The organism is Oryzobacter terrae, assembly GCF_042756445.1.
Classification (GTDB): domain Bacteria; phylum Actinomycetota; class Actinomycetes; order Actinomycetales; family Dermatophilaceae; genus Oryzobacter; species Oryzobacter terrae.
Map to the genome: position 1 here is coordinate 165,848 of NZ_CP170578.1, position 23,425 is coordinate 189,272.

Here is a 23,425-nt window from a genome sequence, read left to right on the forward strand (position 1 = left end):
CACCCCTCGTGACCGAAACACCTCCCCGACCCCCCAACTGGGCCGGGGGCCGGTGCGGCAGCGGTTCCGCAGAACTCGGGCCCCGGGTTCCGTCGCCGGTCGGGATGTGGTTGGGTCCAACCATGGGAGCCGAGGTCAGCGCGCAGAGCTACACCCGCGAGCAGCGCCAGCGCTACCGCGAGAAGGTGCGGCAGAACCTCGACGTCTTCGAGCGGATGCTGACCCAGAGCAGCTTCGAGTTCGACAAGCCGATGACCGGCCTGGAGATCGAGCTCAACCTCGTCGACGCCGACCAGCAGCCGCACTTCCACAACGCCGAGGTGCTCGCCGCGATCGCCGACGAGGACTACCAGACCGAGCTCGCGCAGTACAACATCGAGCTCAACGTCCCGCCGCGCCCTCTTCCGGGCGACTCCGCCATCGAGCTCGAGGCCGAGCTGCGCGCCAGCCTGAACAAGGCCGACGCCGCGGCCAGGGAGGTCGGCAGCAAGATCGTGGCCATCGGCATCCTCCCGACGATCATGCCGGAGCACTACGAGCGCGAGTGGATCAGCCGGAACAACCGCTACACCGCCCTCAACGACTCGATCTTCGTCGCCCGCGGCGAGGACATCTACCTCGACATCGAGGGCCCCACCGGCGAGCGCGTCGCGACGTACTGCGACTCCATCGCCCCCGAGTCGGCGTGCACGAGCGTCCAGCTGCACCTGCAGGTCGCCCCCTCGGAGTTCGCGGCCCACTGGAACGCCGCCCAGGCCCTGTCGGCCCCGCAGGTGGCGCTGGCCGCCAACTCCCCGTTCTTCTTCGGCAAGCGGCTGCACGCCGAGACGCGCATCGAGCTGTTCAAGCAGGCGACCGACACCCGGCCGGTCGAGCTGAAGAACCAGGGCGTGCGGCCCCGGGTGTTCTTCGGCGAGCGGTGGATCACCTCGATCTTCGACCTCTTCGAGGAGAACGTCCGCTACTTCCCGACCCTCCTCGCCGAGACGACCGACGAGGACCCGATGGCCAAGCTCCAGGCCGGTGTCGCGCCCGACCTCGCCGAGCTCCGCCTCCACAACGGCACCGTGTACCGGTGGAACCGCCCGATCTACGACATCGTCGGCGGCACCCCGCACCTGCGCGTCGAGAACCGGGTCCTGCCGGCCGGCCCGACCATCGTCGACGTCCTCGCCAACGCCGCGTTCTACTACGGCGCGATGCGCATGCTCGCCCACGAGGAGCGCCCGGTCTGGACCAAGATGAGCTTCGCCGCGTGCGAGGAGAACTTCCGCCGGGCGGCCCGCGACGGCATCGACGCCCGCCTCTACTGGCCGGGGTTCGGCGAGCTGTCCGCCGACGAGCTGACCCTGCGCCACCTCCTGCCCCTGGCTCACGAGGGCCTGCGGCTCTGGGGGGTCTCCGACGCCGTGCGCGAGCGCTACCTCGGCGTGATCGAGGGACGCTGCACGAGCGGGGTCAACGGCGCGGAGTGGTCGACCCGGACCGTCGCCGCCTTCGAGGCGCAGGGCCACGACCGGCGCGAGGCGCTGCGGCTCATGCTCGAGCAGTACGCGATCCACATGGACGGCAACGAGCCGGTCCACACCTGGCCGCTGCCCTAGCGGCCGGCGACCACCACGGGAGGCAGCAGTGCTCAAGGAGTCCACGGCGTTCAGCGGCTTCGCGGTCAAGGACCTCCAGGAGGCCCGCCGGTTCTACGGCGAGGTGCTCGGCGTGACCGTCGAGGACGGCGCGATGGGGATGCTCGTCCTGCGCCTCGGCGGCGGCCGCCCGGTCCTCGTCTACCCCAAGCCCGACCACGAGCCGGCGGGGTTCACGATCCTCAACTTCCCGGTGGCCGACGTCGAGGCGGCCGTCGTGGCGCTGCGCGACCAGGGCGTGGTGTTCGAGCACTACGAGGGCACGCCCGTCGAGACCGACGAGCTCGGCGTCTTCCGCGGCGGCGGGCCGCTCATCGCGTGGTTCACCGACCCCTCGGGCAACATCCTGTCGGTCATCGAGGACGAGGGCCCCGCCTAGCCGGCGCTCACGCCTCGGGGGTGGTCCGCGCGTTCCAGGCGAGGAGGGCCGGCTGCTCGCGCTCGCGCCCGAGGACGCACAGCGACCCGGCGTCGAGGACGAGGTGCGCCCCGAACCGGGGCTCCTGCCGCAGGTAGGTCGCGGTGAGGACGCGCAGGCAGTGCCCGTGCCCGACGAGGACGACGTCGCGCCCGGCGAGGACGGGCGCGACCCGGACGAGGACGCGCGAGGCTCGGGCGGCGACCTCCTCGACGGTCTCACCGGGGCTGTCGCCGGGGACGACGCCGTCGGCGAACACGGTCCACGGATGGCCGAGGGTCTCGCGGATCTCGGCCGTCGTGCGGCCCTCGTAGCCGCCGTAGTCCCACTCGAGGAGGTCCTCGTCGACCTCCGCACCGGTGAGGCCGGCGAGCTCCGCGGTCCGGCGCGCCCGGGCCAGGGGCGAGGTGAGGACGAGCCCGACGTCGAACGCGGCGAGGGGGCCGGCGAGCGCCGCGGCGTCGCGCTCGCCCTCCTCGGTGAGCTCGACGTCGGTGCGTCCGGTGTGCCGTCCGGTGCGCGACCACTCGGTCTGTCCGTGGCGGACGAGGACGAGCCGGCCGGCCTGTTCGGTGCGTGGCGCCATGGGCCCCACTGTCGCAGAGCGGTGACAGGATGGGCGTCATGCCGGTCCACGTCGCCTTCCTGCGCGCCGTGAACGTCGGCCGGCGGCAGGTGCGGATGGCCGACCTGCGGGTCGCCCTCGAGGACGCCGGCTTCGCCGAGGTCGAGACCTACATCCAGACCGGCAACGTCCGGGTGCGCACCCCGGTGCGGTCGACCGTCAGGGTCGGGGCCGAGCTGACGCGGGTCATCTCCGCGTGGACGGGCTTCGACGTGCCCTGCATCGTCCGGACCCCGGCCCAGCTGGGTGCCACGGTCGCCGCCGTCGACAGGGTCGAGGCCCTCCTGGAGCCGCCGGGCCGCCGCTACGTCGCCCTCGCCGACGGCCGGGTCCCGACGGGCGCGGCCGAGCTCCTCGACGCCTGGGACGAGCCGGGGGAGCGGGTGCGCGTCCTCGGCTCCGAGGTGCTCGCCGAGCTCGGCAACGGCTTCCGGACCACGAGGCTGACGAACACCCGGATCGAGAAGATGACCGGGCTGACCACCACGTGGCGCGACCTCACGGTGGTTCGCGCCCTTGCCGAGAGATGGGGTGCCTGATGGCCGAGGAGACCGGCGGGACCGGGACGGGACACCGCAGCGTGTCGATGACGCGCGTCGAGAAGGGGCTGTACGAGGTCACCAACGTCCGCGGCGGCACCATGCTCGTCGGGGGAGGCGGCGACTCGGCCGACTTCACCCCCGTCGAGCTCCTGCTCGTCGCGATGGCCGCGTGCAGCGCCACCGACGTCGACTACATCACGAGCCGGCTCGCCGAGCCCGTGGCCTTCGACGTCGTGTCGGAGGGCGTGAAGACCAAGGTGGGCGGCGAGAACGTCCTCGAGGACATCGACATCACCTTCCGGGTCCGCTACCCCGACGGCGACGACGGCGACAAGGCCCGCGAGCGGCTGCCCCGCGCCATCGCGCAGAGCCACGACCGGCTGTGCACGGTGTCGCGCACCGTGCAGCGCGGGACGCCGATCCGGATGCGCGAGGACTGACGGCGCGCCACGCTGGTATCGCGCGGCGCCGGCCGTGCTCCTCGTCGGTGAAGGGAGTGGTGCCCGTGGAACCGGACCCCGCACTGGCTGCCGTCCGCACGTACGGCTACCTCCGCCTGGCGCTCGCCGGGCTCGTCCTGCTGCTGTTCGCCTCGGTCGTCCTCGAGTGGGGGGCCACCGGCTTCTCGTGCCTCCAGACGTCGATCAGCGCGTACTGGCACACCCCGGCCCGCGCCGTGTTCGTCGGCGTCCTCGTGACGATGGGGGTGTGCCTCGTCGCGCTCAAGGGCAACACCCCGGGCGAGGACATCGCCCTCAACTTCGCCGGCATGCTCGCGCCGGGCGTCGCCTTCATCCCCACGGGCGACACCGGGACGTGCTCGTCGGTGCCGATCCAGGGGTCCGACGTCGCGCCCGCCGTCTCGAACAACATGCAGTCGCTCTTCGTCCTCGGCGCGGTCGCGCTCGGCATCGCCGTGTGGTCGGCGCGACGCAGCGCCGGGACGACGGGAACCCGGCGCTCCGACCTCATCGGCCTCGTCGTCGCCGGCCTCGTCATGGGCGGGGGAGTCGTGTGGTTCTTCCTCTCTCCCACGACGTTTCGGGCGCACGGCCACGACGCCGCGGCGATCCCCATGTTCCTCGCCATCGTCGTCGCCGTCTGGCTCAACGGCCGCGACGTCGACCGGGCCGTGGCCCAGGGCACGATGGCGCCGGGTGACGGCCGGTACGTGCCGGTCTACCGCTCCATCGCGACGGCGATGCTCGTGACGCTCGGCGTCACCGTCGCCGCGACCCTGTTCTCCCCCTGGGAGCACCTCGTCCTGTGGGTCGAGGTCGTCCTCATCCTGCTCTTCGCGGCCTTCTGGCTGGTGCAGACGCGCGAGCTCTGGAACCGGGGGCTGCGCCCCTCGTGACGCGTCGGGGACGGGCCTAGGGTGAGGCCATGGCCCGCTACCTCGACGTCCACCCGGTCGACCCGCAGCCGCGCGCGATCGCGCAGACGGTGGCGGCCCTGCGCGACGGCGGGCTCATCGCGTACCCGACCGACTCGGGGTACGCGCTGGGGGCGCTCATGGGCAACCAGGAGGCCAAGGACCGCATCCGCGACATCCGGCGCCTCGACGACAAGCACCACTACACGCTCGTCTGCCGCGACTTCGCGCAGCTCGGCCAGCTCGTGCACGTCGACAACGCGGTCTTCCGGGCCGTCAAGGCCGCGACGCCCGGCTCGTACACGTTCATCCTCCCGGCGACCCACGAGGTCCCGCGCCGCCTGCTCCACCCGAAGAAGAGGACGGTGGGCGTGCGGATCCCCGACCACCCGGTCGTGCGGGCGCTCCTCGCCGAGCTGGGCGAGCCGCTGCTGTCCTCGACGCTGATCCTGCCGGGGGAGAGCGAGCCGCTCACCGACGGCTGGGACGTCAAGGAACGGCTCGACCACGTCGTGGACGTCGTCATCGACTCGGGGGAGTGCGGCACCGAGCCCACGACGGTCGTCGACCTGTCCGGCGGCGAGGCCGACGTCGTCAGGGTCGGTGCGGGCGACCCCTCCCGCTTCGAGTGACGGACGGCGGACCGCCCCCCGGGGACAAGGCCGGGGAGCGGTCCGCGTCGGTCCCGGGTCAGCTGCCGTAGAGGGCGCGCACGCCGGCGCGGTCCTGGTCGGTCATGCTGAGGTCGTCGGACGAGCCGTTGCACTGGGGGTAGTGCATGATCGACGCCGAGTCGTACGGCGTCAGCGGCCGCCAGTTGGTGTCCTCGAAGCAGGTGCCGGCCTCGGGGCGGGTGTGCTCGTGGCGGAACCCGAGGGTGTGGCCCAGCTCGTGGGCGAGGATGTTGCTCGGGGTCCACGAGCCCGAGCTGTACAGGCTCGCGGCGTTGACGAGCACGTTGCGCGACGACGTGGCGCTGCTGGGGAAGAACGCCCGCGCGATGTACTGGGTGGTCTTCGTCGGCTCCACCGAGAAGACGACGCCGGAGTTGCGCGTCGTGCAGCTGGTGTCCTGCGCGGGGACGTGGGTGAAGTTGACCCGGCTCGTCGCCGCCTCCCACTGCCCGGCGCCGGCGGCCATCGCCGAGACGACGCGCGAGTAGTCGCTGCCGAACTTGGTGCTGACGCAGTAGGTGAGGTTGAGCGCCTGGCTCGCCGACCACCTGTCGTCGCGGCCGCTGACGGTGTTGACGATGAGGCCGTCGACCTCGGTGTCGGGCTGCGCGACCATCGCGTCGTAGAACTGCCGCAGGGAGCCCTTCGAGGTCACCGGCTCGTCGCCGTTGACGACGAAGCCACCGTCGAGGTCCTGGAAGGTGGAGGCCGCGAACTCCTGGTACGTCGGCGCCGCACCGTCAGTGGTCGGCGCGGCCGCGGCGGTGGCCGCGAAGGCGGAGCTGACGGCCAGGGTGGTCCCTGCCACCGCAGCAGCGGTGCGTGCGAGGGATCGACTCATGAGGGGGTACTCCTTCTCGTCGGGCCTACCGCGGTCGGTGGTGGGCAACACCCGGTGAACCTAGGCCGGGCCGGGCAAAGCCCACGTCTGGAGTGCGTCAGGAGTCGGTACCCACTTCGTCAGGGGTTGGTCAGCCCACGCGTGGATCGCAGCTCGGAGAGAACGCGAGCGTCGATCCCGTTGGGGGAGAACCGGTTCTCCAGGTTCTCCGTCGACATCCACGCCTCGAGTGACTCCTCGAGACCCTCACCACCGCGCCGATCGCGGTGCCCGAGGGCGGCGAGGAGGTCCGCCACCTCCGCGCGCAGGTCGCCCTCGAGCGGCTCCACGTCCTCGGGTCCGCCGAAGACGAGCGTGGCCAGGGCGTGCAGCCGCGCGAGCTCCGCCGGGGCGTCGGGGTGGTCGTCGACCCGCAGGTCGGCGAGGACGCCGCACCCGTCGTAACCGGCTCCGGGGGAGTGGACGAGGAGCGCGGCGCTCTGTCGTCCGCGGGAGTCCCCTCCGGCGGCGTCACCGGCGAGCACCGCGGCGAGGAGCCGCTCGTCGAGCGGCCGGCCGTCGGCGGCGAGGAAGGCCTCCTCCATCGCCTCGACGACCTCGGGCCCGGTGAGGATGTTGCCCTGGACCGCGTAGGCCGTCGTGGCGTCGCCGGTCGCCCGCCCGCCGGCCCACGGGAAGCACTCGTCGCCCGTGAAGGTCGCCGCGCCCGACCTCCCCACGGCACCGACCTGGCGCAGGGCGCGGCCGTCGTCGCCCGTGGTCGCGGCGGCCAGGGCGTCCTCGACGCTCGCGCCGCCCGAGAGGGCGTCGAGGACCTCGTCGCGGTAGGCCCACCGGGCGAGGGACTGCGTCGCCACCGCCCCGACCCCGACGCGCACGGCGGGCACGATCGAGCCCACGGCGACGAACTTGCTGGCGACCGCGACGCCCCAGGCGTCCCGGTCGTGGGCGGCGATCGAGAAGGTCATGGGGGCACTGTAGGGAGCGCCGGGGAGCGGGTCGGTCCTCAGCGACGTTCGAGGAGGACGGCTGTCTCGAGATGCGTGGTCTGCGGGAACATGTCGAAGACCCGGGCCTCCACCGGGCGCCACGACGGCATCGCCCCGAGGTCGCGGGCGAGGCTGCCGAGGTGGCAGCTCGAGTAGACGAGATGGCGCGAGTCCCCGGCATCGAGCCATGCGGTGAGGTCGGCTCCGAGCCCACGGCGCGGAGGGTTGACGACGACGAGCTCAGGGGCGGCACCGGGCAGGTCTTGCGTCGCGTCACCGGTGGTGAACTCGACCTCGGGAGAACCGAGTCCGTTGAGCTGGGCGCCGGCGGTCGCGGCCCCGACGGCCTCCGCCGACGTCTCCACGCCGACCACGCGCCTCCCGGGGGCGGCGAGGTGGAGCGCGAACCCGCCGACCCCGCAGTAGAGGTCGAGGACGGTGGTGGGGGAGAGGTGGTCGGCCCACGCGGCTGCCTGCGCGTAGAGGGCCGTCGCCACCCGGGTGTTGGTCTGGAAGAACGAGCGCGGGCCGAGGAGGAGCGTGGCGCCGGGCAGGCGCATCGTGAGGTGCGTGTCGTCGGTGAGGACCACCTCGGTGTCACCCTCGAGGACGGCCTTGTGCTCGGGCAGGACGTTGACCGTGACGACCCGGGCCGACGGCAGGGCCGCGGTGACCTCGGGCAGGGCGGCGCGCAGGAGGGCGACCGCCTCGGGGGAGCGGACGACGAAGCGCACGAGGTGCTCGCCGTCGGGGGAGTGGGTGACGATGAGGTGCTTGAGCTCGCCGCGCCGCGCGGGGACGTCGTAGGGCTCGATGCCGAGCGCCGAGACGACGCGGTGCAGGGGGTCGAAGGTGACGGCGAGCCCCGGCTCGTAGAGGCCGCACCGGCGCAGGTCGACCCCTCGTCCGCCGGGGTCGAGGATGCCGAACGTCGGGGCGCCCGCCCGTCCCGCGACGACGAGCTTGGCCTTGTTGCGGAAGTGCGCCTCGGGTCCGGTGACGGGGTCGAGCCAGCGGAGGCCGGGTCCGGCTCCCGCGAGGGCCGCTGCGGCCCGGGTGGCCTTGTCGGCGACCTGGTCCCGGTACGGCGAGCCCATGAGGGTGCACGACCGGCAGCGTCCGGCGTCGAAGTAGTCGCACTGCATGGTCGGACCAGCGTAGGGCGGCGCGCGGGGTGGGCGTGGTCGGGCGGCTCGTCGGGGCCGGCCGGGCTGTCGGTGGCCGCTCGTAGCGTGGACCCGTCCGCACAGGCCATCCGAGGAGGACCCATGACCACGCTCGCCGACCGCGACAGCACCGCCCTCGTCGTCATCGACGTCCAGAACCAGGTCGTCACCGGTTCGCACGACCGCGACGGCGTCGTCGGCCGGATCGCCGGCCTCGTCGAGCGCGCCCGCGGCGAGGGCGTGCCCGTCGTGTGGGTGCAGCACAACTCCGACGAGGTCCAGACCGGCTCGGAGGGCTGGCAGATCGTGCCCGAGCTCGTGCCGTCCGAGGGCGAACCGGTCGTCCAGAAGCGCTGGGGCGACTCCTTCGAGGAGACCGACCTCGAGGACCGGCTCGCCCGGCTCCGGGTCGGCCGCCTCGTCGTCACCGGAGCGCAGACCGACGCCTGCGTGCGCTCGACCATCCACGGCGCGTTCACCCGCGGGTACGACGCCACGCTCGTCGGCGACGCGCACACCACCGAGGACCTCTCGCAGTGGGGCGCCCCGAAGCCCGCCGACGTCATCGCGCACACCAACCTCTACTGGCAGTACCAGACCGCTCCCGGTCGCGAGGCGGGTGTCGCCGAGGCCGCCGACGTCGACTTCGCGCCCCCCGCGTGAGTTGCCCGTTCAACCGGATGCAGTGCCTCGTCGCGGAAATTGAGGCGGGATCCGTAGCCCGCTATGGTGTCGGGTGACTCGATCCGTAGCACCGGCGACATCGCCGGTCCGGGTCGCACCACGACCGACACCCCGACGCGTGCGGGGGAGGAGAGCCCATGAGCGACGACGTGATGACCACGACCGCGCCGGCCGTCCCGGCCCACGACCCCGGTACCTACCGACGCCTGCCCGAGCGGCACCGCCCCGTCGACCCCGCTCTCGTCGAGCGGCTGCTCGCGGCCGAGTGGGAGCGGTTCACGGCCTGGTCCGGGGGCTCGGGGGAGGAGAACCTGCGCGCCGCCAAGACGCTGCCGCTGGGGGTCACCAGCTCGTTCCAGCACTGGGACCCGTACCCGATCTCGGTCGCCTCGGCCCGGGGCGCCTACCTCACCGACGTCGACGGCAACCGGCTGCTCGACCTGTCGATGGGCTTCGGCGCCATGCTCGTCGGCCACCTGCACCCCACGGTCGTCGCGCACGTCACCGAGGCGCTGACCTCCACCGGCACCCTGTTCGTCACCCCGTCGCCGCAGGCCACCGAGATGAGCGAGCGGTTCTGTGAGCGGTTCCAGCTCGACATGGTGCGCTTCACCAACTCGGGCACCGAGTCGCTCATGTACGCCATCCGCGCCGCGCGGGCCTTCACCGAGCGCAAGGCGATCATCAAGATCGAGGGCGGCTACCACGGCGGCTACGACGCCCTCCAGGTGTCGGTGAAGCCCGGGCTCGACGAGATCGGTCCGGCCGACGCGCCGACCCCGCAGGTGCCCTTCGACGTCGAGGCGGGCACCGTCCACGTCGTCGCCTACAACGACCTGGGCCAGCTGGCCCGCGTCCTCGAGCAGCACGGGCGCGACATCGCCGCCCTCGTCGTCGAGCCGGTCATCGAGAACCTGTCGATCGTCGTCCCCGACGAGGGATACCTCGCCGGGGTGCGGGCGCTGTGCGACGCGCACGGCGTCGTCCTCGTCTTCGACGAGGTCAAGACGGGCCTCACCGCGGGCTACGCGGGTGCGGCACAGCGCCTCGGCGTCACGCCCGACCTCATCACCCTGGCCAAGTCGATCGGCGGGGGCCTGCCGCTCGCGGCCTTCGGTGGCCGCCGCGACGTCATGGAGGTCGTCGTCGACGGCCGGATGGCCCACTTCGGCACCTACAACGGCAACCCGCTCGTCATGGCCGCAGCGAAGGCGGTCGACGAGCTCTGCACCAGGGAGGCCCTCGACGGCGCCGAGGCGGTCAACGTGCGCGCGATGGACGCCATCAACGCGATCGTCGACGAGTACGAGCTCCCGGCCCACACCGTCGGCCTGGGGGTCAAGGGCTGCGTCACGTGGTCGACGACGCCAGTGCGCAACTACCGCGACTACAAGGCCACCGACTTCGGTCTCGCCGAGCTGTCCTGGCTGTGGGGCGTCAACCGCGGCATCCTCACGCCGCCCGGCCTCGACGAGCAGTGGCTCGTCTCGCTGGCGCACACCGACGACGACATGGCCACCCTCGTCGACGACTTCCGCACGCTGGCGGAGGCACTGCGCGCCTGACACGGCGCTCGGCGTTGCTCCGACGTCCCGGTCCGGGCGGTCCCTACGATCGCGTCATGGCCGACCTCACCGAGCCCTGTCCTGCCTGCGGCACGCTGATGCGCTGGGAGACCTCGCACGAGCGGTGCGACGGGTGCGGCTACATCCGTCCGTGCTGCGAGGGCGCTCCCTGCCCCGTCCCCGGATCCTGACCGGCGGTCACGGGCCGGGGGAGACGCGGCCGAGCACCCGCAGCACGTGCGGCTGGAAGGCGCGGGCGATCTCGGTGTACCCGGCGTCGTTGGGGTGGAACCAGTCGGCTGCCAGCCGGCCCCGCCAGGAGGTCGGCCCCTCGCTGCGCATGTCGAGGAGCTCGAGGTCGCCGGTGGACGCCGCCGCCTCGACGTGGGCGTTGGCCCGGCGGGCGGCGGTCCGCGGCTGGGGGAGGGTCGCGACGACCGCCGACCGGGGGAGTCGCGCCACGAGGCGCGCGTAGTCGTCGGGGAGGCGCCGGCGAGCCGCTCCTCCCGCGAACAGGTCGTTGGACCCGACGAGCACGGTCACGAGGTCGGGCTCGCTCGTCCCGGTCGCCGGGGGAAGCGCCTCGAGGACGGGCAGCTGCTGGTCGACGACGTCGGCGGTGCGGGCGCCGGTGGCCGAGAGGTTGACGACGACGAGGGGGTGCCCGGCGGCCGCGAGCCACGCGGCGAGCTGGTCGACCCAGCCGGCGTCCCACGACGAGGCACCGACGGCCTGCGACATCGAGTCGCCGAGGACGACCCAGCGCCGTCCCGGTGCCGACAGGGCCCGGCGGTTGTGGTCGTGCCACGCCGCGGCATGGGGGTCGGCCTGGGCCTGGACGGCGCGCACGCCCGGGACGACGGCGCGCAGGACACGGACACCGGCGCCGGGTCGGCGCCCGGTGCGGTTGGCGTAGTCGAGCGGCGCGAGCGGCTGGTCGGTCACGCCGGGCCAACGGAGGGGTGCGGGGGGATCATTCCCGTCGTTCGACGCCGACCCGGTGATGGATGGGCGGTCGCGGCAGCCCTGACGGGGAGGGGCCGGACCTCGCCCTCCGCACTGGAATGACATAATGTCGATTATCGGCGTTTGACGTGGAGACGCGTCGACCCCGATCCGCCGCCGGGAACCGCCCCCGGCACAGCAGTGCGCGGACGCCACGAGCCGGCCCGTGACCGGCCGCGCATTACGGCATCGGACGTCGGCGCACCCGGACCAGCGGCGCGAGGCGCCGCGTCGGCTCGACGACCTGCTGCGGGCTCGTCAGGGACGCCACCGGCAGGACGAACCGGTGCCGGTCGATGCACCGGACGGTCGCGTGCTCGACGGGTCCGTCGGTGCCCTCCCACACGTCGCGGTCCACCACCTCGGCCACCAGGCCGCACTCGGGACAGGTCGTCAGCTCCATGGTCGCCACCTCCAGCGGGGCGCTCGGGTCGTGGTCGAACGGGTGTCCGAACCATCACGTCCACAGGAGCGCCCACGGCGGTCCCCTGATACGAGCGCGGCGCCCGGTGGGTGACAATGTGAGCGCGCCGTGGAACGCGGAGCACGCCTCACACGCTGTGGTGAGAGCGGGCCGCCCCTCGGCGCACGCCATGACGACGACGTAGTGAGGAGCACGACGGTGGGCAAGTCGACCAGGCCAGCGGGCGGTGCCCGGGCCGGCCGGGACAAGCTCGAGGCCCTGCGCAAGGAGCAGCAGGCCAAGGAGCGCAGGACCCGTCTCGTGCTCATCACCTCGGTGCTGACGGTCATCCTCCTCATCGCCGGGATCGTGGGGTTCACGATCTACCGCGACGTGGCCACGCGGCCCACCCTCGACGCCGTCGAGAAGTTCACCGTGACGCGCGACCACACGACCGAGCCGGTGACCTACGAGCAGACTCCCCCGGTCGGCGGCAACCACAACCCGACGTGGCTGAACTGTGGGGTCTACCCGCAGGCCGTGCCGAACGAGCTCGCCGTCCACGCCCTCGAGCACGGTGCCGTGTGGGTGACGTACCGCCCCGACCTGCCGGCCGACCAGGTCGACCAGCTCGTCTCCGAGGTTCCCGACACCTACATGGTCGTCTCCCCCTTCGAGGGCATCGGCGCTCCCGTCGTCGCGAGCGCCTGGGGCGTGCAGCTCAAGCTCACCGGCGTCGACGACCCGCGCCTCGCGGAGTTCATCCAGGAGTACCGCCAGGGCCCGCAGACGCCGGAGCCCGGTGCCAGCTGCACCGGCGGCAGCGACGGGACCGACGTCTCCAGCGGCCAGACCGACGCGCCGGCCCCGACGATGACGCCCAGCCCCAGCGCCACCCAGTGACACCTGACGTCGACCGAGCCGCCGGAGCGGTCGGCGACGGGCCCGAGGGTGTCGCCGACCACGACGACGCCACGGGCGACGACGACCTCGTGCCCCCGGCGTCGGGCCGGACCTGGCCGGTGGCGGTCGCCCTCGCCCTCGTGGCCCTCCTCGTCGGGGTGCTCGGGACCCTGTGGGTCACCGGTGACCGGTCGTCGGCGCCGTCGGACTGGGGCGCCGACGCCGGTTTCGCCCGCGACATGCAGACCCACCACTACCAGGCCGTCGAGATGTCCTTCCTCGTCTACGACCGGACCCGGGACCCCGCGGTGCGCACCCTGGCGTACGACATCATCACGAGCCAGCAGCAGCAGGCCGGCCAGATGTACGGGTGGCTGCGGCAGTGGGGACTGTCCCAGACCGGGAGCCGGCCGCCGATGGCCTGGGTCGGCAGCGGGCACGCGTCGGCCCATGCCGGCGCGGACGGCACGATGCCCGGCATGGCGACCACGGCCCAGCTCGACGAGCTGAGGGCCGCCACCGGCGTCGAGGCCGAGCGGCTCTTCCTGCGGCTCATGATCGCCCACCACACCGGCGGCGTCGCCATGGCCGACGCCGCGGTCGCGCAGGCCCGCACCGACGAGGTGCGCTCGCTGGCGTCGGCCATCGCCTCGGCGCAGACCTCCGAGATCGCCCTCCTGAGGTCGATGCTCGCCGAGCGCTCCTGAGCCACTCGGCCCCTCCCCCGTGCGCGAGCCTCCCCGTCGTCTGACCTACCCAGCCCGGGAGTCCCCCGGGCGGACGGCGCGCAGCGTGTGGGCCTCGACCTCGTAGCGGCTGGCCACCCCGCCGCCCGCGCGGAAGAACCGGCGCCGCAGCGCGCCTTTGACCTCGACGTGGTCGTCGGGGGCGAGCCGCCCGGCCGTGCGCCGGCTCGCAGCGCTCCAGCACGCGACGTCGATGGTGTCGACGGACGCCGCGGCCCGCGACTCGCTCGCGGGCCTCGCCCGGCGGCGCGGTGGCTCGCGCGGGACGACGACCCGCAGCACCTGCACCGCGTCCCCGCTCGGCAGCTCGCGCACCTCCCCCACGGCGGCGACCCGGCCGACGAGGTGCACCGAGTTGACGTGGTCCATACCTCTCCCCTCCCGGCCGGCGGCGGAGGCGACCCCCTCGGGCCCTCGCGCCGACCTGTGACCACGGTGCCGCCCCCGAGCACCCGCGACCACCGGCGGCCGCGTCCTGTGGACGAGCGCACCGGCCGGCGGAGCCTGTGGACATTCACAGCCCCACGCGCCGCTCGGACCCCTGCGCATGGCCCGAAAGGATGGTCTTTGCGTATCAGGGGCCGTCTCGGCGCCTCCACCCCATATCGTGAACAACGGATCGCGCAAGCAGGGGCGTGCTCCTGGTGTCCTCGGACGCCGTGATGTCGATAGGAAGAGACCGTCGTGCGCAGGGCCACACTCTCGCGCGCGGCGACCCCGTGGGTCGTCGCGCTCTCCGTGGCGGCTGTCCTCGTCTCACCGTCCGCTCTCGCGGAGGAGCCGGGACCGAGCCCCACCCCCACCCCCACGTCGACGCCCACGCCGGCGCCGTCCGCCACTCGCAGTGCGACGAGCACGCCGAAGCCGACCGCGCCCACCACCTCGCCGTCCGGGCCGTCGACCCACGTCGAGCCCGACCACGAGGCGATCGACGCCAACGTCCTGCGGTCCCAGATCGCCGAGGCCGCCCGGATCACCGCGGCCCTGAACTCGAGCAACTCCCGGGTCGCCGCGGCCACCCAGGAGATGGACCGCCTCGCCGACCGCTCGAACGCGCTGCTCGAGTCGCTCGCCCTGGCCAAGGACGTCGAGGCCGCCGCGACGCAGGAGGCCACGACCGCCCGCGCCGACCTCGTCCTCCTCGAGACGCGCCTCGAGCGGGCCCGCGCCATCGTGCGCGACTGGGTCTTCTCGGTGTACTCCGGCGGCGGCGGCGAGTCCGACATCGCCGGGATGCTCGACGCGATGATGGCCGAGCCCGACGACATCGGCGACCCGCTCGGCGACCTGTCCTACCTCACCGAGCAGCGCACGCGCGCCCTCCAGGACGTCCGCGTCCTCACCGCCGAGCAGGTCCGCCTCAGCGCGGCCGCCGACGCGGCGGAGAAGCGCGCCTCCGACGCCCGGGCGAGGATCGAGAAGGACAAGGTCGCGCTCGACAAGGCCCTGGTCGACCAGCGCGAGAAGGTCACCGGCCTGCGCCAGCTGCAGGTCAGCGAGGTGCAGAAGGCCGGTCCCATCGCCGGGATGCTCGTCGGCGCCCGCAGCGCCGAGGCCCGCGCCGCGGCCGCCCGGCTGCGCGCCGCCCTGTCCGCCGCGACCTTCGACGTCACGAGCATCGGCAAGCCGTGCACCGACGACTCCACCGTCTACCCGAACGGGATGATCCCCGCCAGCGGGCTCTGCCCGGTCTGGGGCGCCCCCGGTGAGCGCCTCGCCCCCGACGCCGCCGCCGCGTTCAGCGCGCTGAGCAAGGTCTACGCCGCCCAGACGGGCACCCCGTTGTGCATCACCGACTCCTACCGCTCGTACTCCGAGCAGGTCTCGGTCAAGGCCACCCGCGGCCGCTTCGCCGCCACGCCCGGCACGAGCCGGCACGGCCTGGGCCGCGCGCTCGACCTCTGTGGCGGCGTGCAGCGCTTCGACTCGGCGGCCCACCGGTGGATGACCGCCAACGGGCCGCTCTACGGCTGGTTCCACCCCTCGTGGGCGGCCGCCGGGGGCTCGCTGCCCGAGCCGTGGCACTTCGAGTTCGCCGGCTGAGGCCTGCCCCCGGGGTCAGGACACCCGGTGCTCGCCGTGCTCCTTGACCGGGAGCATGACGGCGAACCCGGCGGCGAGGATGAGGACGATCCCGAGGATCCCCCAGTACTGCGTGTTCTCCTGACCGGTGACGGCGGCGCCGATGGCGATGAACACGCCGAACAGGGCGGGCGACAGGAAGGACACGACCCGGCCCGTCGTGGCGTAGAGGCCGAAGATCTCCCCGTTCTTGCCCTCGGGGATGAGCCGGGCGAGGAAGCTGCGCGAGGCCGCCTGCGCGGGCCCGACGAACACCGTCATGAGCAGGCCGAGCACCCAGAACACGCTCTTGCCGCCGTCGTGGAGGACGAAGATGAGGATGCCCAGCGTCACGAGGGACGCGAGCGAGATGAGGATGACCTTCTTGGGCCCGATCCGGTCGTCGAGCAGCCCGAAGCCCATCGTCGCCAGGCCCGCGACGATGTTGGCGGCCGCGCCGAAGATGATGACGTCGCCGGCCGACAGGCCGAACGTCCCGGCGGCGAGGATGGCGCCGAAGGCGAACACCCCGGCGAGGCCGTCGCGGAACAGGGCCGAGGCCAGGAGGAAGTACACGGTGTGCCGCGACACGGCCCACAGGCCCTTGATCGAGCGCCACACCAGCCGGTACGACTGCACGACCCCGACGCCCGGCGTCCGCTCGCGCGGCCGGTCCTTGAGGACGAGGAAGGCCGGGATGGTGAACAGCAGCGTCCACACCCCGCACAGGATCATCGAGACGCGGATGTCCATCGCGCCCTCGTCGGTGACCCCGAAGAGGCCGACGTCGGGCTGGATGAGGAGGAAGTACAGGGCGAGCAGCACGATGATGCCGCCGAGGTAACCCATGCCCCAGCCGAAGCCGGAGACCCGCCCGACGGTCCGCGTCGTCGCGACCTGGTCGATCGTCGCGTTGTAGTTGACGCCGGCGATCTCGGAGACGACCGAGCCCAGGCCGAGCAGGACCAGCCCCACCCAGAGGAACGCGGGCTCGGGCGCGACGACGTACAGCGAGGCCGAGAGCCCCGCGAGGAGCCAGGTCTGCAGGCGCAGGTTGCGCACGGTGCGCCCGGAGCGGTCGGAGTTCTGGCCGAGCACCGGTGCGAGGAGGGCGACGAACAGGCCGGCGATCGCCGTCGAGATGGCCAGCGCGGTGGACGTCGCGTTCGTCGCGCCGAAGCTCTCGCTCGTGAGGTAGACCGAGAAGACGAAGGTCGTGATGACCGTGTTGAACGGCTGCGACCCCCAGTCCCACATCCCCCACGCGATGACCCGCCGGCGGGAGCTGGGGCCCGCGACGTCGAGGGCGGTGGGACCGAGGACGGCCTCGGCGTCGGCCGGGAGCGATGATGTCGTCACGCGGCAGACGGTAGACCCGCGGGGGCCTGCTGGGAACGCGCAACGCGGGAATTGAGGACGCGTACTCACCGGCGCGCGCACCCTCCGCGACACGCCCGGAGCGTCCGTCGCGAGCCGTCCGCGCGCCCGACCCATCTGTGAGGGCTCTCACACCGAACCACTCCCACGCCACCGCTCCGGTGGAACAACCGGTGTGCACTGGTCGTTGAACGCCTCAGACCCGGACGAGGCGACCTGTCGGCCGGGACACCACGATTCTTCGGGAGTTGACCCCACATGGCAGAACGCAGCCTCCGCGGCAGCCGACTCGGCGCCCTGAGCATGGAGACCGACGAGAACGTCGTCCCCAGCGAGCGCCGCATCACGACCTACCTGTGCCCCAACGGGCACACCATCGAGCTCCCGTTCTCCGTCGAGGCCGACGTCCCGCACACCTGGGAGTGCCGCTGCGGTGCCGAGGCCAAGCTCCAGGGCGGTGGCCCGGAGCCCGAGGCCAAGCCCGTCAAGCACGTCCGCACCCACTGGGACATGCTGCTCGAGCGTCGCTCGATCCCCGAGCTCGAGGAGCTCCTCGAGGAGCGGCTGACGCTCCTTCGGGCCTCCCGCGGCGAGAAGGTCAAGCGCAAGAGCGCCTGAGCCCCTCCCCCACGAACGCGCCGGTCACCCTCGGGTGGCTGGCGCGTCGTCGTGCCCGCACCGGGGCGCCCGGACCGTGGGACGGAACGACACCGCTCAGCGTCCGCCGGCGCCGTCCTCGGGGGTCGGGTCGACGACCTCTCCGCTGACGACGTCGCCGCGCACCGGCCGGGGCGGGACCGTGGGCGACGACGGGGAGCCCCCGGGCCACTCCCCCACCGTGCGCACGACCCGGCGCGCGATGACGGCCTCGAGCCAGATCCGTGCGACCGGCCGGGTGAACGGCAGGATGAAGAGGAGCCCGACGACGTCGGTGACGAACCCGGGCAGCACGAGCAGGACCCCCCCGACGAGGACGAGGACCGCGTCGGCGATCTCGCGGCTCGGCATCCGGCCGCTGCGGAAGGCCTCGCGCAGCGCCCGCCAGGCGCGGCTCCCCTCGTGGCGCACGACCCAGGCGCCGACGGCGGCCTCCACGAGGAGCACGAGGAGGGTCTGCCAGCCGCCGATGGTGCGGGCCACCGTGACGAGGACGACGAGCTCGGTGACGGCGAGGAGCGCCAGCACGAGCAGGACCCAGCGCAGCCTCCTCGGCCGTCGCGCGCGCGCGGCGTAGGGGGTGGCGCCGGGACGGGTCACAGCGAGTGCCAGCGCGGCTCGCGCGACCCGACGAGGTCGCGGACCTGGTGGGCGCGGTGCCGCACGCCCCAGGCGGTGATGAGGCGCAACGACTCGGTCATGATGTCGCGGCTCATCTTCGACTGGCCGACCTCGCGCTCGACGAAGGTGATGGGCACCTCCACGACGGTGAGGCCGGCCTTGACCGCCCGCCAGGTGAGGTCGGTCTGGAAGCAGTAGCCCTGCGAGGCGACGTCGTCGAGCCCCATGGTGCGCAGCGCCTCGGCCCGGTAGACCCGGTAGCCGGCGGTCGCGTCGTGGACCGGCATGCCGAGGAGGAGCCTGACGTAGAGGTTGCCCCCCACCGAGAGCGCCTTGCGGTGCAGTGGCCAGTTGACGACCGAGCCCCCGCGGATCCACCGCGAGCCGATGACGGCGTCAGCGTCCTCCGCGGCGGCGAGGAGGGTCGGGAGGTGCTCGGGCCGGTGCGAGCCGTCGGCGTCCATCTCGACGACCGCGTCGTACCCGGCGTCCAGGGCCCACCGGAAGCCGGCGAGGTAGGCGGCCCCGAGGCCCTCCTTGCCGGCCCGGTGCAGGACGTGGACCTGGGCGTCCTCCGCCGCGAGGGCGTCGGCCACCGCTCCGGTGCCGTCGGGCGAGTTGTCGTCGAGGACGACGACGTCGACCTCCGGCACGAGCTGGCGGACCCGGCGCACGACGACGGGCAGCGTGTCGCGCTCGTTGTACGTCGGGATGAGGACGGCGACGCGCCGCAGCGGCGGTCGGGCGGTCTCAGTCAACGGGGGTGTCCTCGCGGGGTCGGTCGGGTGCTCCGGAAACCCTAACGTCCCGCGAGGCGGCCGTGCTCCCGGCGACGACGAGCAGCAGGAGGAGCCCCGCGACGCGCTCGGGCCAGGGACCAAACCGGTCCGACGGCGTCCGCTCGGTGCGCACGACCGGGCGGCCCAGCCCCTGCTCGGCGCTGAACAGCCCCGTCTCGCTGCTCACCGACCCGTCGGGGGCGATGAAGCCGGACACCCCGACCGTCGACACGTGGACCACCGAGCGCCCGTGCTCGACCGCGCGCAGCCGCGAGATCGCGAACTGCTGCTCGGACTCGGCGGAGTACCCGAAGGTCGCGTTGTTCGTCTGGACCAGGACCACGCTCGGCACCCGGCCGGCCGCGGCGACGCTGTCGCGCATCAGCTGGTCGTAGGCGACCTCGAAGCAGATCGTCGGGAGGGCGACGTAGCCGCCACCGGGCGCCCCGACGGGGAAGACGCCGATCTCGGTGCCGGCGACGAAGTTGCCCGCGAGGTCCGCCATGGGCGTGAACCTGCGGAAGAAGTCGCGGTGCGGGATGTACTCGGCGAAGGGCACCGGATGGAGCTTGGTGTACCGCTGCGGCGTCGCCCCGCTGCCGTCGTAGAGGAGGGAGACGTTCGAGCTCGCCCCCACGGGCTCGGCGAGGACCGCCCCGACGACGAGCGGGACGCCGGCCGCCTCGCGGGCCCGGGCGATCTGGGCCGCGGCGTCGGCGTTGCGGAAGGGGTCGATGTCGGAGGAGTTCTCGGGCCAGACGACGAGGCTGAGGTCGTCGGGCGCACGCGCGGCGAGCTGCTCGGTCCCGGCCACGTGGTTGTCGAGGACGGCCCGGCGCTCGGCGTTGAAGTCTAGGCCCGCGGTCGGCACGTTCCCCTGGACGAAACCCACCGTGACCTCACGGCCGTCGGTCGGCAGGGCGATGAGGGCGCCGGCCCACGGGACCGCGGCCGCGACCACCCCGGCGACGAGGACCCGGCCGGACCGGCGCGCGAGCCCGAGCCCGAGCGCGAGCAGGCCGCTGCCGACGACGGCGACGGCGAGGGTGACCCCGGGGGCGCCGAGCCACCGCGCGAGCGGGAGGAGCGGGCCGTCGGCCTGGCTGAAGGCGAGCCGGGCCCACGGGAAGCCGCCGTACGGCGTCGCCCCCCGGGCCCACTCCTGGACGACCCAGCCGAGCGGCACGAGCGCCAGGGCGGCCACCGGGCGACCCGACGCCACGAGCCGTCGGCCGGCGAACCCGACGACGGCGCCCATCACGGCGACGTAGAGCGCCTCGAGGGTCGCGAGGGCGAACCACGGCAGCTTCCCGACGTAGATGCCCGACCACGACAGGACCGGGACGAAGAAGGCGAGGCCGCCGACGAGGCCGACGAGCAGGCCGCGACCGGCCCCGGCCGTCAGGCTGGCCGCGCCGAGGAGGGCGACACCGACGGGCGCGAGCCACCACAGCCCGGCGTCGGGGAAGGCCAGCCACAGGCACAGCCCACCGGCCACCGCTGCCAGCAGGCGCGCGGGCAACCGGAGCAGCGTGGGCACGGGCCCACGGTAGGTCACCCCGCTGGGGGCACCACGACGACCCCCCGGGCCGTCGTCGCGACGACCGGGGGGTCGAGGACGTCGGCCGCGGACTCGCCGCGGTCGGGGGCGCCGCGCCCGACGACGCGGACCTCGAAGGCCATCTCGCGCGACCGGGTCCCGACCCGCACGAGCATCGCCGAGATCTCGATGACGTCGCCGGCCCGCACGGGGGCGAGGAACTGGACGTCGGAGTACGACGCGAACAGGCCCTCGTCGCCGTCGGTGAGGATGCACATCTCGGTGGCGACGTCGCCGAAGGCCGCGAGGCTGTAGGCGCCGTCGACGAGGTTCCCGGCGTAGTGCGCGTGGCTGTAGGGCACGTAGCGGCGGTGGGTGACGGTGCGGCCGACCTCGGCGGTCATCGCTGCTGTCCTCTCGGCTCGGGGGTGGTGCGGGGGGTGACGAGCTGGTGGACGAGGTAGGAGGCGACCTCGCCGGGGGTGGTGCCGCGGCCGAAGATCCGGTCGACGCCCAGGCTCGCGGCCGAGCCCTCCTCGAAGCGAGGGCCACCGACGACGAGCAGCGGGACCTGCCCGGCCGGGAACGCCTCGCGGAAGGCCGCCGACATCGCCGTGGTGTTGTGGATGTGGGCGTCGCGCTGGGTGACGACCTGCGAGACGAGCACCGCGTCGGCCCGGACCTCGCGGGCGGTGTTGACGAGCTCGGGGACGAGGACCTGGGCGCCGAGGTTCACCACGGTCATCTCGCGGTAGTACTCCAGCCCCTTCTCGCCGGCGAAGCCCTTGATGTTGAGGATCGCGTCGATGCCGACGGTGTGGGCGTCGGTGCCGATGCACGCGCCGACGACGACGAGCTTGCGGCGCAGTTTCTTCTTGATCTCGCCGTTGACCTCCTTGGAGGTCAGGAGCGGGAACTCGCGCTCGACGACCTCGACCTCCCGGACGTCGACGAGGTGGGTGACCGAGCCGTAGACGACGAAGAAGGTGAAGCCGTCGCCGATCGGCTTGGCGTGGACGAGGAGGGCCGGCTCCATCCCCATCTTCGCGGCGAGCTGGAGCGCGGCTCCCTCCGCCCGCTTGTCGTGCGGGAGCGGGAGGGTGAAGGAGACCTGGACCATGCCGTCACCGGTGGCGTCGCCGTAGGGACGCACGATCGGGCCGGGGGTGTCGCTCATCGGGTGGCCCCTTCCTCGAGCATCGTCGTCGCCGGGTTGTCGTAGCCCTCGGCCTTGCGCACGACGCCGTCGAGGCCCTTGCCCTTGCTCGCGGGGCGCTTCATCGAGCCGAAGGTGCCGTCGGCGATGGCGGCGAGGAGCGGCGGGTCGCCGGCGGTGTCGGAGTCGGAGACGATGGCCTCGAGGAGGTCGACGGCCTCGCCGAGGACCTGGCGGGCGCGGGTCTGGATGAGCCCGTCGCGCGGCGGGTGGAAGTCCTCGGTGAGCCCGCCGGCGGCGTCCAGGACGTAGCGGACGTTCTGCAGCGCGAGGTCGCGGTCGGAGAGCCACGGGGTCACGACGGCCTCGGTCATCATCCCGACGAGGAGGATCCCCTGGCCGGTCATCGCGCCGACGAGGTTGAAGAACCCGTCGAGGAGGTAGCCGCGGAAGACGTCACCGGTCATGTGCTTCGTCGGCGGCATCCACTTCAGCGGCGCGTCGGGGAAGAGCTGACGGGCCAGGAGCGCGTGGGCCAGCTCGAGGCGGAAGCTGTCGGGGACCTCCGGGTTGATCTCGAACGCGTGCCCGAGGCCGAGCTGCCAGTCCTCGAGCCCGGCCTCCTTGGCGAAGTACTCGTTGAGCAGCTGGCTCACCGTGACGGTGTGCGCGGCCTCGATGGCGTCGGCGGTCGTGAGGTAGTTGTCCTCGCCGGTGTTGATGATGATGCCGGCGCGCGCGTGGACCTGTCGGCTGAAGCGCTGGTCGACGAAGGTGCGGATCGGGTTGATGTCGCGGAAGAGGATCCCGTACATCGAGTCGTTGAGCATCATGTCGAGCCGCTCGAGCCCGGCGAGCGCCGCGATCTCGGGCATGCACAGGCCGCTCGCGTAGTTCGTGAGCCGGACGTAGCGGCCGAGCTCCCTGCTCGTCTCGTCGAGGGCCGCCCGCATGAGGCGGAAGTTCTCCTGGGTGGCGTAGGTGCCGGCGTAGCCCTCACGGGTGGCGCCCTCGGGGACGAAGTCGAGCAGGCTCTGGCCGGTGGAGCGGATGACGGCGATGACGTCGGCGCCCTCGCGGGCGGCGGCCTGGGCCTGCGGGATGTCCTCGTGGATGTCGCCCGTCGCGACGATGAGGTAGATCCACGGGGTGCGCTTCGGGTCGCCGTGCTTGTTGATGAGGCGGTCGCGGGCGGCTCGCTGGCGGTCGACGGTGCGCAGGCCCTTCGCGACGGCGGTGCGGGCGGCCCGGCGGGTCCCGGTGAGGTCACGGCCCTCGGGGAGGCGGAAGGTGACCGACCCGCTGGAGGCCTTCTGGGCCAGGGTCAGCAGGTCGGGGGCCTCCCCGCGGCGCAGGGCGTCCCAGACGGGGGTGGTGACTCCGTGCTCGAGGCCGACGCTCCCCCGGACCGCGTCGACGAGGTGGTTGACCCACGGGACGTTCTCGTGGTCGGCGCCGGCCAGGCCGGCGAGGCGCAGCGTGGCGCGCTCGACGGAGACGGTCGTGTGGCTCCTCGCGAGGTCGACGACCGGCTTGCCGGCCTTGCGGGCGAGGGTGCGGGCCCGGCGCACGACGGCGGGGTCGAGCTCGAGGAGGGCGGGGCGGCGTGGAGACACGGCGTCAATCTACCAACGTCGGCGGGAGTATTTGCGGCA

The 23,425-nt window shown here is 73.1% G+C and carries 26 protein-coding genes; 12 read left to right on the forward strand and 14 right to left on the reverse strand.

Annotated features, from left to right (window positions below; translation table 11 throughout):
- Nucleotides 1–122: 122 nt before the first annotated feature.
- Nucleotides 123–1,604, forward strand: a complete 1,482-nt coding sequence (locus ACFWN3_RS00780) for a glutamate--cysteine ligase (protein ID WP_377642472.1) — start codon at nt 123–125, stop codon at nt 1,602–1,604.
- Between the two features lie 28 nt (nt 1,605–1,632).
- Entirely contained in the window at nt 1,633–2,022 is a 390-nt protein-coding gene (locus ACFWN3_RS00785) for a VOC family protein (RefSeq protein ID WP_377642474.1), read from the forward strand.
- A gap of 7 nt (nt 2,023–2,029) precedes the next feature.
- Here ACFWN3_RS00785 and ACFWN3_RS00790 read toward each other — a convergent pair whose 3' ends face one another.
- On the reverse strand, nt 2,030–2,647 hold the full coding sequence (locus tag ACFWN3_RS00790) for a histidine phosphatase family protein (RefSeq protein WP_377642476.1): 618 nt from the start codon (nt 2,645–2,647) through the stop codon (nt 2,030–2,032).
- Nucleotides 2,648–2,685: 38 nt separating this feature from the next.
- Here ACFWN3_RS00790 and ACFWN3_RS00795 point away from each other — a divergent pair, with 38 nt between their 5' ends.
- The 4 genes from ACFWN3_RS00795 to ACFWN3_RS00810 all read left to right on the forward strand — a co-directional run bounded on the left by ACFWN3_RS00795 (nt 2,686) and on the right by ACFWN3_RS00810 (nt 5,235).
- On the forward strand, nt 2,686–3,225 hold the full coding sequence (locus ACFWN3_RS00795) for a DUF1697 domain-containing protein (protein WP_377642478.1): 540 nt from the start codon (nt 2,686–2,688) through the stop codon (nt 3,223–3,225).
- A complete protein-coding gene (locus ACFWN3_RS00800; protein ID WP_377642479.1) occupies nt 3,225–3,668 on the forward strand; it encodes an OsmC family protein in 444 nt (147 codons plus the stop codon). The genes ACFWN3_RS00795 and ACFWN3_RS00800 overlap by 1 nt, the downstream gene beginning before the upstream one ends.
- Before the next feature lie 65 nt (nt 3,669–3,733).
- Nucleotides 3,734–4,585, forward strand: coding sequence for a hypothetical protein (locus tag ACFWN3_RS00805; RefSeq protein ID WP_377642481.1), 852 nt, complete (start codon nt 3,734–3,736; stop codon nt 4,583–4,585).
- A 29-nt stretch (nt 4,586–4,614) separates the two neighbouring features.
- Nucleotides 4,615–5,235 (forward strand): L-threonylcarbamoyladenylate synthase, encoded by a 621-nt coding sequence (locus tag ACFWN3_RS00810; RefSeq protein ID WP_377642483.1) that lies wholly within the window; start codon nt 4,615–4,617, stop codon nt 5,233–5,235.
- Nucleotides 5,236–5,293: 58 nt separating this feature from the next.
- Here the strand turns inward: ACFWN3_RS00810 and ACFWN3_RS00815 are convergent, their stop codons facing one another.
- The 3 genes from ACFWN3_RS00815 to ACFWN3_RS00825 form a co-directional block, all read right to left on the reverse strand.
- Nucleotides 5,294–6,118, reverse strand: a complete 825-nt coding sequence (locus ACFWN3_RS00815) for a M57 family metalloprotease (protein WP_377642485.1) — start codon at nt 6,116–6,118, stop codon at nt 5,294–5,296.
- Nucleotides 6,119–6,237: 119 nt separating this feature from the next.
- Nucleotides 6,238–7,086 carry a DUF1028 domain-containing protein gene (locus ACFWN3_RS00820; RefSeq protein WP_377642487.1) on the reverse strand — a complete coding sequence of 283 codons (849 nt, stop codon included), beginning with the start codon at nt 7,084–7,086 and terminating at the stop codon, nt 6,238–6,240.
- A gap of 38 nt (nt 7,087–7,124) precedes the next feature.
- Nucleotides 7,125–8,252, reverse strand: coding sequence for a methyltransferase domain-containing protein (locus ACFWN3_RS00825; protein ID WP_377642488.1), 1,128 nt, complete (start codon nt 8,250–8,252; stop codon nt 7,125–7,127).
- A 123-nt stretch (nt 8,253–8,375) separates the two neighbouring features.
- Here ACFWN3_RS00825 and ACFWN3_RS00830 point away from each other — a divergent pair, with 123 nt between their 5' ends.
- Both ACFWN3_RS00830 and ACFWN3_RS00835 read left to right on the forward strand, forming a co-directional pair.
- The gene (locus ACFWN3_RS00830) at nt 8,376–8,936 is read left to right on the forward strand and encodes a cysteine hydrolase family protein (protein WP_377642489.1); all 561 of its coding nucleotides are present in this window, start codon (nt 8,376–8,378) and stop codon (nt 8,934–8,936) included.
- 158 nt (nt 8,937–9,094) lie between these two features.
- Entirely contained in the window at nt 9,095–10,522 is a 1,428-nt protein-coding gene (locus ACFWN3_RS00835) for an aspartate aminotransferase family protein (RefSeq protein ID WP_377642491.1), read from the forward strand.
- Between the two features lie 198 nt (nt 10,523–10,720).
- Here the strand turns inward: ACFWN3_RS00835 and ACFWN3_RS00840 are convergent, their stop codons facing one another.
- Nucleotides 10,721–11,467 (reverse strand): SGNH/GDSL hydrolase family protein, encoded by a 747-nt coding sequence (locus tag ACFWN3_RS00840; RefSeq protein ID WP_377642493.1) that lies wholly within the window; start codon nt 11,465–11,467, stop codon nt 10,721–10,723.
- Nucleotides 11,468–11,708: 241 nt separating this feature from the next.
- Nucleotides 11,709–11,930: a hypothetical protein gene (locus tag ACFWN3_RS00845; protein ID WP_377642494.1), complete on the reverse strand. Its 222-nt coding sequence runs from the start codon at nt 11,928–11,930 to the stop codon at nt 11,709–11,711.
- A 219-nt stretch (nt 11,931–12,149) separates the two neighbouring features.
- Between ACFWN3_RS00845 and ACFWN3_RS00850 the strand changes: the two genes are divergently transcribed.
- Entirely contained in the window at nt 12,150–12,833 is a 684-nt protein-coding gene (locus tag ACFWN3_RS00850; protein ID WP_377642496.1) for a DUF3105 domain-containing protein, read from the forward strand.
- Complete coding sequence (locus ACFWN3_RS00855; protein WP_377642497.1) at nt 12,830–13,540, forward strand: DUF305 domain-containing protein; 711 nt, start codon at nt 12,830–12,832, stop codon at nt 13,538–13,540. Before ACFWN3_RS00850 ends, ACFWN3_RS00855 begins: the two co-directional genes overlap by 4 nt.
- Before the next feature lie 45 nt (nt 13,541–13,585).
- Here the strand turns inward: ACFWN3_RS00855 and ACFWN3_RS00860 are convergent, their stop codons facing one another.
- Complete coding sequence (locus ACFWN3_RS00860) at nt 13,586–13,948, reverse strand: single-stranded DNA-binding protein (RefSeq protein ID WP_377642498.1); 363 nt, start codon at nt 13,946–13,948, stop codon at nt 13,586–13,588.
- A gap of 315 nt (nt 13,949–14,263) precedes the next feature.
- Here ACFWN3_RS00860 and ACFWN3_RS00865 point away from each other — a divergent pair, with 315 nt between their 5' ends.
- Nucleotides 14,264–15,622: a D-alanyl-D-alanine carboxypeptidase family protein gene (locus ACFWN3_RS00865; RefSeq protein ID WP_377642500.1), complete on the forward strand. Its 1,359-nt coding sequence runs from the start codon at nt 14,264–14,266 to the stop codon at nt 15,620–15,622.
- Between the two features lie 15 nt (nt 15,623–15,637).
- On the opposite strand, the gene ACFWN3_RS00870 is transcribed toward ACFWN3_RS00865, so the two are convergent.
- Complete coding sequence (locus ACFWN3_RS00870) at nt 15,638–16,999, reverse strand: MFS transporter (RefSeq protein ID WP_377642503.1); 1,362 nt, start codon at nt 16,997–16,999, stop codon at nt 15,638–15,640.
- Between the two features lie 276 nt (nt 17,000–17,275).
- Here ACFWN3_RS00870 and ACFWN3_RS00875 point away from each other — a divergent pair, with 276 nt between their 5' ends.
- Nucleotides 17,276–17,635, forward strand: coding sequence for an RNA polymerase-binding protein RbpA (locus ACFWN3_RS00875; RefSeq protein ID WP_377642505.1), 360 nt, complete (start codon nt 17,276–17,278; stop codon nt 17,633–17,635).
- Nucleotides 17,636–17,731: 96 nt separating this feature from the next.
- Here ACFWN3_RS00875 and ACFWN3_RS00880 read toward each other — a convergent pair whose 3' ends face one another.
- From ACFWN3_RS00880 to ACFWN3_RS00905, 6 genes are read right to left on the reverse strand one after another with little or no spacing between them, the layout of a single operon-like run.
- Nucleotides 17,732–18,274, reverse strand: a complete 543-nt coding sequence (locus ACFWN3_RS00880; protein ID WP_377642507.1) for an FxsA family protein — start codon at nt 18,272–18,274, stop codon at nt 17,732–17,734.
- Nucleotides 18,271–19,053 carry a polyprenol monophosphomannose synthase gene (locus ACFWN3_RS00885; RefSeq protein WP_377642508.1) on the reverse strand — a complete coding sequence of 261 codons (783 nt, stop codon included), beginning with the start codon at nt 19,051–19,053 and terminating at the stop codon, nt 18,271–18,273. Before ACFWN3_RS00885 ends, ACFWN3_RS00880 begins: the two co-directional genes overlap by 4 nt.
- Nucleotides 19,046–20,614, reverse strand: coding sequence for an apolipoprotein N-acyltransferase (gene lnt / locus ACFWN3_RS00890; RefSeq protein WP_377642510.1), 1,569 nt, complete (start codon nt 20,612–20,614; stop codon nt 19,046–19,048). The genes ACFWN3_RS00885 and lnt overlap by 8 nt, the downstream gene beginning before the upstream one ends.
- Nucleotides 20,615–20,628: 14 nt before the next feature.
- Complete coding sequence (locus ACFWN3_RS00895) at nt 20,629–21,018, reverse strand: hotdog domain-containing protein (RefSeq protein WP_377642512.1); 390 nt, start codon at nt 21,016–21,018, stop codon at nt 20,629–20,631.
- Entirely contained in the window at nt 21,015–21,791 is a 777-nt protein-coding gene (locus ACFWN3_RS00900) for an OAM dimerization domain-containing protein (RefSeq protein WP_377642513.1), read from the reverse strand. Before ACFWN3_RS00900 ends, ACFWN3_RS00895 begins: the two co-directional genes overlap by 4 nt.
- Entirely contained in the window at nt 21,788–23,386 is a 1,599-nt protein-coding gene (locus ACFWN3_RS00905) for a lysine 5,6-aminomutase subunit alpha (protein WP_377642515.1), read from the reverse strand. Before ACFWN3_RS00905 ends, ACFWN3_RS00900 begins: the two co-directional genes overlap by 4 nt.
- Nucleotides 23,387–23,425: the final 39 nt, after the last annotated feature.

Coding starts and splice junctions, on each gene's coding strand:
- ACFWN3_RS00780 (WP_377642472.1), top strand. CDS start 123: ATGGGAGCCGAGGTCAGCGCGCAGAGCTACACCCGCGAGCAGCGCCAG.
- ACFWN3_RS00790 (WP_377642476.1), bottom strand. CDS start 2,647: ATGGCGCCACGCACCGAACAGGCCGGCCGGCTCGTCCTCGTCCGCCAC.
- ACFWN3_RS00795 (WP_377642478.1), top strand. CDS start 2,686: ATGCCGGTCCACGTCGCCTTCCTGCGCGCCGTGAACGTCGGCCGGCGG.
- ACFWN3_RS00800 (WP_377642479.1), top strand. CDS start 3,225: ATGGCCGAGGAGACCGGCGGGACCGGGACGGGACACCGCAGCGTGTCG.
- ACFWN3_RS00810 (WP_377642483.1), top strand. CDS start 4,615: ATGGCCCGCTACCTCGACGTCCACCCGGTCGACCCGCAGCCGCGCGCG.
- ACFWN3_RS00815 (WP_377642485.1), bottom strand. CDS start 6,118: ATGAGTCGATCCCTCGCACGCACCGCTGCTGCGGTGGCAGGGACCACC.
- ACFWN3_RS00820 (WP_377642487.1), bottom strand. CDS start 7,086: ATGACCTTCTCGATCGCCGCCCACGACCGGGACGCCTGGGGCGTCGCG.
- ACFWN3_RS00825 (WP_377642488.1), bottom strand. CDS start 8,252: ATGCAGTGCGACTACTTCGACGCCGGACGCTGCCGGTCGTGCACCCTC.
- ACFWN3_RS00830 (WP_377642489.1), top strand. CDS start 8,376: ATGACCACGCTCGCCGACCGCGACAGCACCGCCCTCGTCGTCATCGAC.
- ACFWN3_RS00835 (WP_377642491.1), top strand. CDS start 9,095: ATGAGCGACGACGTGATGACCACGACCGCGCCGGCCGTCCCGGCCCAC.
- ACFWN3_RS00845 (WP_377642494.1), bottom strand. CDS start 11,930: ATGGAGCTGACGACCTGTCCCGAGTGCGGCCTGGTGGCCGAGGTGGTG.
- ACFWN3_RS00860 (WP_377642498.1), bottom strand. CDS start 13,948: ATGGACCACGTCAACTCGGTGCACCTCGTCGGCCGGGTCGCCGCCGTG.
- ACFWN3_RS00875 (WP_377642505.1), top strand. CDS start 17,276: ATGGCAGAACGCAGCCTCCGCGGCAGCCGACTCGGCGCCCTGAGCATG.
- ACFWN3_RS00895 (WP_377642512.1), bottom strand. CDS start 21,018: ATGACCGCCGAGGTCGGCCGCACCGTCACCCACCGCCGCTACGTGCCC.
- ACFWN3_RS00900 (WP_377642513.1), bottom strand. CDS start 21,791: ATGAGCGACACCCCCGGCCCGATCGTGCGTCCCTACGGCGACGCCACC.